This window comes from Halorubrum pallidum (assembly GCF_055380345.1).
Window position 1 is genome coordinate 175,969 of sequence record NZ_AP043945.1, and the last position, 12,046, is coordinate 188,014.

Below are 12,046 nucleotides of genomic sequence, written 5' to 3' on the forward strand. Positions count from 1 at the left end.
AACGGGCAGCGAGCGGGTCAGTCGAAGCGCTGCTGGACGATTTCGAGCGCGTCCTCCCGATCGTCCCAGTCGACGAACACGGCGACTGAGGTGGCGCTCGTGATGAGATCGATGATGTTGATGTTGGCCTCGGCGATCGGTGCGATGATGTCCTGAATGACACCGGGTCGGTTCGGCAGTTCGCCGCCGGTCACGCGGATGACCGCGATCGGATCGGCGACGGTGACGGACGAAAGCGCCTCGTCGGTGACGACCGCCTCGTGAAGCAGCGCCTCGGCCGTCTCGGCCGTGTCGACGTCGACGTAGAACGTGACCGAGTCCATACCGGAGGCGACCGCGTCGATGTTGATATCCTCTTCGCGGAGCGCGCTCGCGAGCTGTGAAAGGATTCCGGACCGATTTCGGATCGCTCGTCCGGCAATCGTGAGACACGCGAGCGGCTCCTCGCGCATGTCGATCAAGCTCTCGAACTCTCCCTCGATGCGCGTGCCGCCGCGGAGCAGGTCACCGTGCTGGTAGTGGACGACCCGAACGTCGAGGTCCTCGTCCTTGTACGAGAGCGCCGACGGGGCGACGACCTCCGCACCGCGGAACGAGAGGTTCCGTAGCTCGTCGACCGTGATCTGGCCGACGTTCCGAGCGCCCTCGACGACGCGGGGATCACCGGTCATCACGCCCTCGACGTCGGTGACTATCACGACCTCGTCCGCGTCCATGTAGTTGCCGAGCATGACGGCGGTCGTGTCCGATCCGCCGCGACCGAGCGTCGTGACGTTGCCGTCGTGATCCTCGGCAAGGAATCCGGTGATGATCGGGACGACACCGTCCATCCGATCGACGATCTGTTTCGCGCGTTTTTTGGTCTCCTCGACGTCGACCTCACCGACCTCGTTCGTGATGACGGGCCAGTCGGGATGACCGGGTTCCAGGAACACCGCGTCGATCCCGCGGACCGAGAGCGCGGCTTTCAGCATTCGGACGCTCGTCCGCTCGCCCATAGAGACGATCTCCGCGCGGTCGGCGTCGTCCGTCTCGAAGGTGATATCGTCGAGTAAATCGTCGGTCGTCGATCCCATCGCGCTCGCAACGACGGCGATCTCGTGGCCCGTCTCGACCGCGTTCGCGACCGAATCCGCCGCGCGTTCGATCCGGTCACCGCTCCCGAGGCTCGTCCCGCCGAACTTGGCGACTACGCGCATGCGAGCACCTCGGGATCGTGATCGGTATCGTGACTGTCGCGAACTGCGTGACGCTGGTGACGTGCGCGAGTTTCCACGGGAAACGCTTGGGAGTCGAGGCGTCGTCGCGTCCAAATCGGACCCGACCGGGAGCCGCTGTCCGTAACGTGATCGGTAAACATGCGCACCAGTATCAGAGGGAGCCGCATAACTGTGTCTTCTTCGACATTGGAAGGAAAAATGACAAATGTGCGGACTGGAACTCGAGTTCTTGAGTTGAAATGATACGAATGATCTGTTCGTTTAGCTGAGAACGGGATGAATAGAGGATACTGGAATAAAAATCGCGAGGATACAAAGACGAATCACTCGTCGCCGATGCCCCACGCGTCGGGCATCTCGATGACGTACCGTCCGTCCTCTTGGAGCGAAATTATGTACTCCTGGCGGTCGTACAGCTCCATCAGGTTGAGTTCGTACTGTCCAGGACTCACGATCCGAATGCTCTCGAACTGTTCGTTGAGTTCCTCGCGAAGGTTATCGATGTCCGGGCGGGACTCTTCGGGCACGTCGGACGGATACTCTTCCGGATTCGGCTCCTCGTGGTCTGACGGAGCGTCGACGTCTCGGCTCGCTCGATCCAGTTCGTCGGGCGAGACGACGTCGGAGCGAGCGCTCGCCTGCGCGGTGTCCTCTTCGGTGCGTTCGCGAACCTGTTCGGAGTCGTCCGTAGACGCAGGGGATGGATCGGAAGCGGCGGACGGATCGGAAGCGGCGGACGGATCGGAAGCAGACGATGAGGCCGCGTCGGCAGTCGACTGATCGGGTCCAGTCGGTTGTTCTCGGTCGAGTGAGGTGTCGTCAGGATCCGAGGCGCTCTCGGGTTTGAACTGGAACTTGTTGCCACCACAGTCCGGGCAGCCGGAGAGCATCTCTTTGGATCCGTCGGGAAACGTCCGGCCGCAGGTGGTACATTGGTGTGGCATTTATGGGTTGGATTGTGAGGTCGGTGTGGTTGTGGTGAGGGGAGCAGCGTGGGCGTGGGTTGTCTGGGTGGTGTTGGGTGGGTCGTCTGGGTGGTGTTGGGTGGGTCGTCTGGGAAACGTTGATGAGACGTGATGGACGCCGGCTGAATCGGTTTCGAGGCGTGGGCTATTGTTATTTGCGCGAGACGAGCGTGCTGATGAGGTTCTCGTCTTTGTGTAGCGTCTCGATGCGGTTAGCCGGACCGATGACCGTGAGCTTCTGGGTCGATTCGCGTCCCATGAGCTTGTCGAGGAAGCTCTGATCGTTCGCCTCGGCTTTGGGATACGTCTCGATCTCGATTCCGGTGAAATCGTCGGGACTGATCTCGGTCATCGTTACCTCGATCAGCTTCGACTCCTCGTCCGGAGAGAGACCTTCCTCTAGGATGACGATGTTGCCGTCGCGGACGCCGTCGAGGATGAGCCGGATCTTCTCCATGCTGGTGAGCCCCTGCATTCGAGCCCCGCTTATCATGTCGATACGGACGCCACTATCGGACGACTCCCCATCGGACCCGGGGGCGTCAGCGGGAGCGTCACCGCCGTCGACGTTGGGGGGGGATCCAGGCATCAGCCGAAGTACTCCGCGATCTTCGTGTACACTTCGTCCATGTTCTCGCCCTCGAGCGCCGACAGCGGGATCGTCTCGTGTTGCGGGAAAGCGTTCGCGATCTGTTTGACGTCCGAGCCGGGGAGGTCCGTCTTGTTGGCGAGGATGAGCGCCGGCAGGTCCTGTGACTCGATGATCCCGATGAGCATCGTGTTCACCTGTGTGAACGGATCGGTCGTGGAGTCGAGGACGTAGATGACGCCGTCGACGTCCTCGCGGAGCCAGTGCATCGCCTCCGCGACGCCCTCCGTTGCCTCGCGGGAGCGACGGACGGCGTCGTCTTTGTCCATGTCGTGGTCGAGGAACTCCTTGTAGTCGACTTTCGTCGTCACGCCGGGGGTGTCGACGATGTCGATCGTGACCTTCCGGCCGTTCCGTTCGATCTCCACGTTCTCCTTGCGGCGGGCGCGCCTCGTTTCGTGTGGAATGTGGCTCTCCGGTCCGACGGCGTCACCGGTCCAATCGCGTGCGATCCGGTTCGCTAAGGTCGTTTTTCCGGCGTTCGGCGGTCCATAGATACCGATTCGTTTGGGTTCATCGGCTGCGAACAGCCCGTCCGTGACCCGTGATATGCTGTCTTTGAGATTCGTTAGCAGTCCCATCCTGACCTCCAATCCTGTGTTCTCTCCCAAACACTCCGTGCCGTGTGGTATCGCTCGGTACGGTGTACCTGCCGGCGGTTCGGGGAATTGTCGTAGAATCCACACCCCTCTCACTTAAGAACTGCGTCAGACACATGAAACGGGTCGTGAACAACGGTCACCGATGCCGTCGCTTACGCAGAAGAGTGATCCTCTCGCTGACCGCGTTCACGATCCTCCGTTCTCACAGTCATCGATCCTCCGTTCTCACTGCCTGCATTCTCGCTGCTTGTGTTCTTGTTAGCTGTGTTTCTCGACCTCTGTATCATGCGTTGCGTCGTCTCATTGTTGAGTTACTCCACATGTTACGTCGTCTTACCGTGACGCATCTTCCACCCACTGACGCGTCTCTCACCCATGACGCCTCCCTCCCCCCACCCCTTCGTTTCGACTGGAAACCGGTAGCGGTGGATGGCGGGTTGAGGGCGGATCGTTAATCTCGGGAGTATATTGTATTCAATAATCAAACTATAGCCTTACAAATTATGAAACAGGAGTACCGAGGGTACTGTTATACTGTATAATACATAAAACCCTCTGTTACAGTATACGCCCTCCAACCCCCTCCCCACCAATTCCATGTTCCACCCGAAACAAAGGGGTGTGGGGGTGCAGACTAACCGCGTTATGATTCGTGTCATATAGTGGCTGTCATCAGACGATCTCAGCGGGCTACTGCCACTACCTGGCCGTGTTCGAATTCGACACTGTACCTAACAACGAGACACCACTCACACCGGCATAGATCTCGCGATGTGGCCTGTGGTGTCACCTGCGGTGGGATTGACCTGCGGTGGGATCGGGTCGTTTCCCGAATGCGACAACCCGTCGACCGAACCGAGATATCCCCCGGTTTCGGGTCCGGAGAGCAACACTTTTGTGCCGCCTATTCGTCTGGTTCGACTGCATCAACTGGACACATTGAACGATCGAACTCGTTGAATGTCGACGTTTCAGGCCAGAACACGAGACGCCTCATCTGCGCGTGTCGATCTTCCACCTGAAATAGAGGGGTTCACATGGACGAAGGCGAACACACACCGCCGGCGGACGAATCGGGCGACAGCGACCGGGCTGGCGAGGATTCATCGGAGGGTGACGCCGAGATCGACGGTGAGATCGATGTCGACGCTGACGAATCGTCATCCTCAGCGTCTCCTTCGAAGCTATCATCCCCAGACGACGCGTCGAAGCCGACATCGACCGCCGACTCCGAGTCGGGCCCCGATCTCGACGCGACCCGCGATCCCACTTCATCCGATTCGACCGACATCTCTCCCGATACGGTTGAAAACGTCGACGTTGGCAGCGGCGGTAGAGACCGCTCGTCACCCGATGTCGACTTCGACGGCGTCGTCCTCGACGACGACGAGAATCAAGGACTGTTCGACGACCTTCTCTCCGGAGAGCCTATCTTCGAGAACAAAGAGGTCTTGCGTCCATCGTACACGCCGCACGAACTCCCCCACCGAAACGACCAAATCAACAGGATGGCGACGATTCTCGTCTCTGCCCTCCGTGGTGAAACCCCGTCTAACATCCTCATTTACGGCAAGACGGGAACCGGGAAGACGGCATCCGCCAAGTTCGTTTCACAGGAGCTGGAGTCGACATCACAGAAGTACGACGTCCCGTGTGAAGTCGAGTACATCAACTGCGAAGTGACCGACACGCAGTACCGCGTGCTCGCCCAGCTCGCGAACACGTTCATCGAAAAGAACCAGCAGGTCATCGCCGACCGGCTCGACCGACTTCGGGAACTCCGCTCTGCGGCGGGTGACGATCCCGAGGTCCTCTCGGATTCGGATTTTTCGACGATCGACGATCTCGACGCCCGTATCGCGGAGTTTGAGACTGACGCCGACGAGATGGAGGAAGTCCCGATGACCGGCTGGCCGACCGACCGCGTCTACTCCACGTTCTTCGAGGCCGTCGACTACCACGAGCGCGTGGTCGTGATCATGCTCGACGAGATCGACAAACTCGTCGAGAAAAGCGGCGACGACACCCTGTATAACCTCTCCCGGATGAACTCCGAGCTCGACCGCTCGCGGATTTCCATCATGGGGATCTCTAACGACCTGAAGTTCACCGACTTTCTCGATCCTCGGGTCAAATCGAGCCTCGGCGAAGAGGAGATCGTCTTCCCGCCGTACGACGCCAACCAGCTTCGGGATATCCTCCAGCACCGCGCAGACATCTCGTTCAAACAGGACGCGCTCACGGACGACGTGATCCCTCTGTGTGCGGCCTTCGCCGCGCAGGAACACGGTGACGCCCGGCGCGCGCTTGACCTCCTACGCACGGCCGGAGAACTCGCCGAGCGCTCACAGGCCGAGATCGTCGCCGAGGAACACGTCCGGCAGGCACAGGACAAGATCGAACTCGACCGCGTCGTCGAGGTCGTCCGAACGCTTCCCACGCAGAGCAAAATCGTCCTGTTCGCGGTTATTCTCCTCGAAAAGAACGGGGTTCACAACATCAACACCGGTGAGGTATTCAACATCTACAAGCGCCTGTGCGAGGAGATCGACGCCGACGTACTCACTCAGCGCCGCGTCACCGACCTCATCAGCGAACTCGACATGCTGGGAATCGTCAACGCCGTCGTCGTTTCGAAGGGGCGCTACGGCCGGACCAAGGAGATGGGCCTCTCGGTTCCAGTCGAAGAGACGGAGGCTGTCCTCCTTTCGGACTCACGGCTGGGCGACATCGAGAACGCACAGCCGTTCGTTCAGGCCCGCTTCGACAACTGAGCTCCGCACCACTTTCGACATTCGATCGCAATGTGTGCCCGTCGATCCACCGCTCTCGATTCGCCTGTCACCGATCTCAATTTGCCTGTCACCGATCTCAATTTGCCTGTCACCGATCTCTATACGCCTGTCACAGCGACCGCATCGATTGCATCTCCCGGCTCTGCTTTCCCCGTTGCGATCAACCGAACGTACCCGAGGTACGGAATCCGAACCCGAGCGACTCCGGTCACCCACTCACCTTTTACCGGCTCTGAAAGCCCTCTCGCTTGGTCGTAGACGCCGTTGTTGTCTCCGAGCGTGATGTACCCGTCGTGCGGGGCCGGACAGTGTCGAAGATCGCTACAACTCTCGGCGCTGTGGTACGTGTCGTCCGCCCGGTCGTACCAGTTTTCACCCTCTTCCACGTGAAACATCGCCCGATGGATGATCGGCGAAGCCGTCCGTCCGGGCGGCTGGTAGATCACGACGGACCCGTACGAGCCGAACGTCCGATAGTCGACGCGCTCGCCGATATCGTAGGTCACGACTCCGATATCGTTGTCCGCGGCGTCGGGCGCGAGTCGTCCCGGTTCGGTGACGAACACGAGATCGCCGACTTCCATGTTCGGCTCCATGCTTCCGGACTCGACGGCGACCATCGGCGGCCACACGCCGCTGACGCCGAATAGGAGCAGCCCGACGACGAGCACGATGGCGACGCTCGAGAGAATCTCCCGGATCCACATCAACGCCCCGTCTCTGTCGTGGAGGAAACGATACCACAGCCCGCGATCTCCTCCTGAACTGGGCGATCCCCCGCGATCGCTCCAACCGGGCGGTTCGGACGGCTCGTCACTCTTTATCGGCTCGTCGTCTCCCAGCGGTACCCCCGATCGGACTGCGTCGTCGCTATGAGAATTCTCGTCGCTCACGAGGGAGTCGTCATTCCCCTTTGATCCGCCGCTACCGACGTCGTTCGCACCGTCGATGCCGTTCGCATCGTCGCCGTCGCCCGCCAGATCGGTTCCGTCGGAGAGATTCTCGTCCGATCGCGTCCGATCCTCGTCGTCCATTACCGTCAGGTTGCGGGGTTTCGGTCATAAGCTTCCGGGTACGGTTGCGGCCGTACCCGGAACCGTTTTGAGCCGCACCCCCCTTTCGGTTCTCGTGCCGCTGGAGTCGAACGCCCGTATCGTCAGGGAACTGGCCGGCCGGGGATACAACGCCGAACGCGAGGCGGTTACCCTGCTGGCAAACGAACCGGATCCGGCAACCGCCATCGACGCTGCCGTCGATAAGGCACCGGACGACGCCCTCCGAATCACCGCCGATCACGTCCGAGCGGTCACCAAGAACCGCTCCCGCGACTCGGCGGAGGTGAGTGACCGGTCAACTCGGAGCGGGGATAATTCTACGGGTACGGACGTATCAACCGACAGATCTCCAGTCGAAACAGGGGGGTCACCATCCGAATCGGACCGGGCCGGAGGGACCGGTCGGTCCCAGACGTCTGGAGCGGAACGTCGCTCTGAGACTCCGCGATCTGGAAATTCACCAGCATCACACTCCCCCAGCGACTCCGCCCAGCGAGAGATTTCGGTCGGTAACGACATGACCGGACACAGCACCGGGACCGGCGAGTACGCGGACTTCGTTCGAACCTTCCGAGACCGCTACGAGCGGCTCTCGAAGCTGCTTCGTGGGCGCGTCAACCACCGACCGGCCGAAGCCATCGCCGACATGCCCGGCGGCAGCGACGCCGCGATGATCGGGCTGGTTAATGATGTTCGGTCGACGAAGTCCGGTCACTGGCTCGTCGAACTGGAGGACACGACGGGCACTTTTCCGGCGCTGATCATGAAAGACAAGGGCCTCGCCGATGTCGTCGACGAGATTCTGCTGGACGAGTGTCTCGCGGTCGAGGGAACGCTCGCCGACGATTCCGGCATCTTGTTCGCCGATTCGCTTCATTTCCCCGACGTTCCCCGTACCCATCAGACTGGTGCGGCCGACCGTCACGTGCAGGCCGCGCTCATCTCCGACGTCCACGTCGGTAGCGACGAGTTCATGGCCGACGCGTGGAGCCGGTTCACGGACTGGCTCCACACCCCCGAAGCGGAGCCTGTCGAGTACATCCTCCTCGCCGGCGACATGGTCGAGGGCGTCGGCGTCTATCCGAATCAAGACGAAGAACTGGAGATCGTCGACATCTACGAGCAGTACGAGGTGTTCGCAGAGCATCTCAAGGAAGTCCCGGGTGACACGGAGATCGTGATGATTCCGGGCAATCACGACGCAGTTCGGCTCGCGGAACCGCAGCCCGGATTCAACGACGAGATCCGGAAGATTATGGACGTCCACGACGCCCAGATCGTCTCGAACCCCGCCACCGTTACCGTCGAGGGGGTCGACGTGTTGATGTACCACGGCGTTTCGCTCGACGAGGTGATCGCGGAGCTACCCGAGGAGAAGGCGAGCTACGACGAGCCGCACAAAGCGATGTACCAATTGCTCAAGAAGCGACACGTCGCGCCGCAGTTCGGAGGGCACACTCGCGTCGCGCCCGAAGAACGCGATTACCTCGTCATCGAAGACGTTCCGGACGTATTCCATACCGGTCACGTCCACAAGCTCGGTTGGGGCAAATACCACAACGTCCTCGCGGTCAACTCCGGCTGCTGGCAGGCCCAGACCGATTTCCAGAAATCTGTCAACATCGATCCCGACGCCGGCTACGCGCCCATTCTCGATCTCGACACTCTCGATATGACGGTCCGCAAGTTCACGTAGTCACGGCCTGCCGACCGCCATTCGACACCTGTCGCTGATTTCTCTACGTCACCTGTCGTTCACCGATTCCTCTCTCTCTCACCTGTCGTTCACCGATTGCCATCGGTCTATCGTGCCCGTCCAAATCTCATCCGACAGTTCATATCAGATACCGCAGCCATCGTCGCCGTGAGCTGACGACCGCCCGCGGTGCACTGGACGGGAGCGCGACGCACCACCGCGGGAAATCCGCCGGCGTCGCCTGTTCGCCCCACTGACCACAGCTCCGACTACCGATCGATATCGATCCGACCGCTCGTCGCGTCGTTGAGCCGCTCGACCAGATCGTGCACCTCGTCGATCGGTACTCGGATCTCGAACCGAACGTGCTCGTCGTAGTCGGCGTCGAACGCGACGTCCGCCGACTCGATCACGCCGCGGACGGTTCCGGAGTCGTCGTACTCGGTGTCGACGACCAGTCGTCGATGCGGCCGATCCTCGACCACGCCAGCCGCATCGACGCCGTCTTTCACCGCGCGCGAGTAGGCGCGTGCGAGACCGCCGACACCGAGGTTCGGTCCGCCGTGGTACCTCGTCACCACCGCGACGACGTTTCGGATCTCACGCTGCTGGAGCACGTTGAGCGCCGGCTTTCCGGCCGAACCGGTCGGCTCTCCGTCGTCGTCGGAGTATTCTCGAAGCAACGTCGTATCGCCGAGACGACGCTCTGTGGCGGTCTCGGCCGGAACTCTGTACGCCGGGACGTTGTGCGTCGCGTCGCCGTACTCGGCTCTGACCCGCTCGATGAAGGACTCGGCGTCGTCGACGGTGTCGACCGGAGCGACGTGACCGAGGAACTCCGAGCCCCGAACCTCGAACGTCGCCGTCGCGGTCGTCTCGACGGTGAGGTACGTCTCGCTCACTCGCCGTCCACCTCCGTCCGGCGTTCGACGGCGACGCCGGTCGGCGGCGCAAGCCGGTACAGCGCGACGAACGCGGCGAGCCCGAGCGTCTCGGCACCGACCGCGACGATCGCCAACGGATCCGTCGCGAGCGACGACGTCGTCGCGGCTCCGTGCCAGACGACGTAGCCGGCGGCGAACGCCGCGAGCGTTCCGGCCCCGAGAGCGTACAGTCGGCGGTACTCGCCCGCCCGGAGCGTCGCGACCGCCACGGCGACGGTGAACGCGCCGCCGAGCAGGAACGCGTAGGGCCGCACGTCTCCCGGACCGCCGAGGCGGGGCCACGCCCAGAGGACGTGAACCGCCGCGGTCACCGTTGCGGCCTGCACCGCGACGGCTCGGAGCACCCGTTTCGCCCTCGTGTCGCGGCCGCGGTACGTACGGCTCCCGCCACCGGAAGCAGTCTCTCCGTTATCGACGGTGGCTTCTCCGTTATCGACGCTGACCTCCCCGCTATCGCTGGCGGTGCCTCCGTCGCCGTTCGCGGAACTCATCTGCTCACTCCCACGGATGGTCTCCCGGCGCGTCGGGCCACAGCGGGTACCAGTATGACTCGTCGTCTTCGAGGCCCAGTTCCCCGTCGAGCACGGACTGGAGCTTGAACTCGATGCGCTGGTTGCGATCGTTCGATCCGTCGGGAGCGAACGGATAGTACGCTCCGCGACGGAACGAGTAGACCCAGTAGACCGGCCCGTCGCTTCCCTCGAAGCCGAAGACGGCCGCGAGCAACCGCGAGCCGAACCCCTCTTCGATGAACTGGTCCGCGGCGAAGTGGACGCTCGTCACGAGGTCCTCCGGATCGTCGTCTTCGAGTACGAACCACTCGTAGCCGTGATCGTCCTCGTGACGGTGGAATCCGGTTCCGGTATCGATCTCCCCCGCTTCCAGGATCGCCTCGACCGTCTCGACGGCGTCGTCGAAGCGCGTGCTATCGACGCCGGAGAAACACAGCGCCGCCTCACCGCAGTGGTCGTAGCCGAGGTCGGCCTCCATCGTCATGTACGCGGTCGACATCCCGAAGAGGTCCTCGGGATCGGCCTCGCGCGTCGCGTCCGTCTCGGCGTTCGTCCCGAGCACGGCGCGGATCGTGTCGAAGATACCCATCTATGCGCAGGGTGTAGGCGGTCGAGGGTTTAGGTCGTTTCCGTCCCCGGTCGCCGTCAGCGTCGCTCGTCGCGTCGGCGTCACGGGGCTTCCCTCCTCCCGGTCACTCCTCGTCGGCGACGTAGTCGAGATACGCGAGGACGCCCCGCGTGTTCAGATTCGCGTTCGCCCGTGCGCGTTCCGGGTTCCAGTAGTCGAGGTCCCGACTTGCAGTCTCGAAGTGATCGACGACGGCGTCGTCGTCGCTCAGTTCCTCGCGTTTCGCTCGGACGGCTTCGACCCACTCCACGTACGCTCGCTTGGCTTCGCCGGCCAGCGCCGGATCGTACTCTCGGGGCCCGAAGTGGCCGAAGCAGACGTACTCGGGGTCGAGATCGTCGATCGTTTGGATGTCGTCGAGACACTGGTTGAGGTCGAACTGCGGGGGGGGACTCGTCGCGACTATCTCGTCGGTCTCCGGGACGTAGATCCCGCCGGCGTCGGCCGCGAAGACGACGTCGGCGTCGGGGTCGTGGTACACCGCGTGGTGTGGCGCGTGACCGGGTGCCTCGTGAACGACCAGTTCCCGCTCACCGAGGTCGATCCGATCGCCCTCCGTGAGTCCGGATATCCGGTCTTCGGGAACGGGTGCGGGGTCGGCGTAGTACTCCCACTGGTCTCCCACCGCGGACTTCGTTCCCCTGACGAGCGCCTCCGGATCGACGAGATGTCTGACGCCCTTCTCGGGGACGAGCACCTCGGCGTTGGGATAGCGCTCCGCGAGGTGGCCCGCGCCTCCCGCGTGATCGAGGTGGGCGTGAGTCGCGAGTATCCACTCCAACTCTTCTCGACCGATGCCGATCTCTTCGACGGTCTCGAACAGCGCCTCTCGGTTCCCGCCCGTTCCGGTGTCGATGACGATCGGCCGATCCGTGTCGTACACGTACACCGCGCCGTACTCGTCTGTGTCGAACATCCCGGTGTCGTGGACGTACAGATCGTCGACGCCGCGGACCGGTTCGAACGCTCCAGCGTGCATG

11 protein-coding genes are annotated in these 12,046 nt (G+C 62.2%); 2 read left to right on the forward strand and 9 right to left on the reverse strand.

What is annotated here, in order from left to right; translation table 11 throughout:
• Positions 1–17: 17 nt before the first annotated feature.
• The 4 genes from ACZ45C_RS02480 to ACZ45C_RS02495 form a co-directional block, all read right to left on the reverse strand.
• Positions 18–1,199, reverse strand: a complete 1,182-nt coding sequence (locus ACZ45C_RS02480) for an aspartate kinase (RefSeq protein ID WP_460562902.1) — start codon at positions 1,197–1,199, stop codon at positions 18–20.
• A 344-nt stretch (positions 1,200–1,543) separates the two neighbouring features.
• Positions 1,544–2,164: an OapC/ArvC family zinc-ribbon domain-containing protein gene (locus tag ACZ45C_RS02485; protein WP_460562901.1), complete on the reverse strand. Its 621-nt coding sequence runs from the start codon at positions 2,162–2,164 to the stop codon at positions 1,544–1,546.
• Positions 2,165–2,336: 172 nt separating this feature from the next.
• Entirely contained in the window at positions 2,337–2,774 is a 438-nt protein-coding gene (locus ACZ45C_RS02490) for a DUF2073 domain-containing protein (protein WP_460562900.1), read from the reverse strand.
• Positions 2,774–3,415 carry an Era-like GTP-binding protein gene (locus tag ACZ45C_RS02495; RefSeq protein ID WP_460562899.1) on the reverse strand — a complete coding sequence of 214 codons (642 nt, stop codon included), beginning with the start codon at positions 3,413–3,415 and terminating at the stop codon, positions 2,774–2,776. Before ACZ45C_RS02495 ends, ACZ45C_RS02490 begins: the two co-directional genes overlap by 1 nt.
• A gap of 1,058 nt (positions 3,416–4,473) precedes the next feature.
• Here ACZ45C_RS02495 and ACZ45C_RS02500 point away from each other — a divergent pair.
• Positions 4,474–6,210 carry a Cdc6/Cdc18 family protein gene (locus tag ACZ45C_RS02500; protein WP_460562898.1) on the forward strand — a complete coding sequence of 579 codons (1,737 nt, stop codon included), beginning with the start codon at positions 4,474–4,476 and terminating at the stop codon, positions 6,208–6,210.
• Between the two features lie 119 nt (positions 6,211–6,329).
• On the opposite strand, the gene ACZ45C_RS02505 is transcribed toward ACZ45C_RS02500, so the two are convergent.
• Positions 6,330–7,265: a S24/S26 family peptidase gene (locus tag ACZ45C_RS02505; RefSeq protein ID WP_460562897.1), complete on the reverse strand. Its 936-nt coding sequence runs from the start codon at positions 7,263–7,265 to the stop codon at positions 6,330–6,332.
• Between the two features lie 94 nt (positions 7,266–7,359).
• Here ACZ45C_RS02505 and ACZ45C_RS02510 point away from each other — a divergent pair, with 94 nt between their 5' ends.
• Positions 7,360–8,982 carry a DNA-directed DNA polymerase II small subunit gene (locus tag ACZ45C_RS02510; protein WP_460562896.1) on the forward strand — a complete coding sequence of 541 codons (1,623 nt, stop codon included), beginning with the start codon at positions 7,360–7,362 and terminating at the stop codon, positions 8,980–8,982.
• A 269-nt stretch (positions 8,983–9,251) separates the two neighbouring features.
• Here ACZ45C_RS02510 and ACZ45C_RS02515 read toward each other — a convergent pair whose 3' ends face one another.
• The 4 genes from ACZ45C_RS02515 to ACZ45C_RS02530 form a co-directional block, all read right to left on the reverse strand.
• Positions 9,252–9,884 (reverse strand): IMPACT family protein, encoded by a 633-nt coding sequence (locus ACZ45C_RS02515; RefSeq protein WP_460562895.1) that lies wholly within the window; start codon positions 9,882–9,884, stop codon positions 9,252–9,254.
• On the reverse strand, positions 9,881–10,417 hold the full coding sequence (locus ACZ45C_RS02520; RefSeq protein ID WP_460562894.1) for a hypothetical protein: 537 nt from the start codon (positions 10,415–10,417) through the stop codon (positions 9,881–9,883). Before ACZ45C_RS02520 ends, ACZ45C_RS02515 begins: the two co-directional genes overlap by 4 nt.
• A 4-nt stretch (positions 10,418–10,421) precedes the next feature.
• Positions 10,422–11,027, reverse strand: a complete 606-nt coding sequence (gene pspAB / locus ACZ45C_RS02525) for a PspA-associated protein PspAB (RefSeq protein WP_460562893.1) — start codon at positions 11,025–11,027, stop codon at positions 10,422–10,424.
• Between the two features lie 103 nt (positions 11,028–11,130).
• The gene (locus ACZ45C_RS02530) at positions 11,131–12,045 is read right to left on the reverse strand and encodes an MBL fold metallo-hydrolase (protein WP_460562892.1); all 915 of its coding nucleotides are present in this window, start codon (positions 12,043–12,045) and stop codon (positions 11,131–11,133) included.
• Between the last annotated feature and the right edge of the window lies 1 nt (position 12,046).

Excerpts from the sequence above, each read along its gene's own strand:
- ACZ45C_RS02490 (WP_460562900.1), bottom strand. The coding sequence starts at position 2,774 with ATGCCTGGATCCCCCCCCAACGTCGACGGCGGTGACGCTCCCGCTGAC.
- ACZ45C_RS02480 (WP_460562902.1), bottom strand. The coding sequence starts at position 1,199 with ATGCGCGTAGTCGCCAAGTTCGGCGGGACGAGCCTCGGGAGCGGTGAC.
- ACZ45C_RS02500 (WP_460562898.1), top strand. The coding sequence starts at position 4,474 with ATGGACGAAGGCGAACACACACCGCCGGCGGACGAATCGGGCGACAGC.
- ACZ45C_RS02530 (WP_460562892.1), bottom strand. The coding sequence starts at position 12,045 with ATGCACGCTGGAGCGTTCGAACCGGTCCGCGGCGTCGACGATCTGTAC.
- pspAB (WP_460562893.1), bottom strand. The coding sequence starts at position 11,027 with ATGGGTATCTTCGACACGATCCGCGCCGTGCTCGGGACGAACGCCGAG.
- ACZ45C_RS02520 (WP_460562894.1), bottom strand. The coding sequence starts at position 10,417 with ATGAGTTCCGCGAACGGCGACGGAGGCACCGCCAGCGATAGCGGGGAG.
- ACZ45C_RS02505 (WP_460562897.1), bottom strand. The coding sequence starts at position 7,265 with ATGGACGACGAGGATCGGACGCGATCGGACGAGAATCTCTCCGACGGA.
- ACZ45C_RS02485 (WP_460562901.1), bottom strand. The coding sequence starts at position 2,164 with ATGCCACACCAATGTACCACCTGCGGCCGGACGTTTCCCGACGGATCC.
- ACZ45C_RS02495 (WP_460562899.1), bottom strand. The coding sequence starts at position 3,415 with ATGGGACTGCTAACGAATCTCAAAGACAGCATATCACGGGTCACGGAC.